At 77.8% G+C, this 508-nt stretch carries 1 protein-coding gene; it reads right to left on the bottom strand.

From position 1 onward, the window contains the following. The coding region (locus RIV12_RS13115; RefSeq protein WP_309324463.1) for a type II secretion system F family protein at positions 1–508 on the bottom strand (508 nt) is incomplete at both ends.

The raw sequence follows: 508 nt of genomic DNA, 5'->3' as shown, positions 1-508 counted from the left end.
ACTCCAGGCGGGAGCGCCGCGCCCTCCACTGATCGTCGTCGGGCGCCTGCCAGGCCTCCTCCCACGGGGCGCCCAGCAGCAGGGCCCGCCCCACGACGCCGGCCCCCTCCTCCTCCAGGGCCTCGCCCAGGGCGGTCAGCACCCCGGGCACCGAGGCCCCGGCACTCAGGGCGGCGGCGGCCAGATCCAGGACCAGGGCCTCGTCGACGACGTCGCCGTCAGCCGTCGCCGCGCGTATCAGGCGCCTGGTCACCAGGTGCCCCACCACCATGAGCACGATGCCGAGCGCCCCCACGGCGCTACCGACGCCGCCGTCGAGCAGGAGGGCGGCGGGGTCGGCACCCACGAGCATTCCCAGTCCCAGGCCGACCACGGGCAGGCAGGCCAGGAGCCGCGCGGTGGTACGGGGGCCGGCCAGGGCGGCCCGGCGGGAGGCCTCGGCGTGACCGGACTCGGCGACCCCGCCCGCCACGGTCTGGAGGATGTCAGCCAGGGGTGCCCCCAGGGC

The sequence above is a fragment of the Actinomyces stomatis genome (genome assembly GCF_031292835.1).
Classification (GTDB): domain Bacteria; phylum Actinomycetota; class Actinomycetes; order Actinomycetales; family Actinomycetaceae; genus Actinomyces; species Actinomyces stomatis.
Note: the sequence above shows the minus strand (reverse complement) of the source record. Positions and strands in the feature narration are given on the sequence as shown.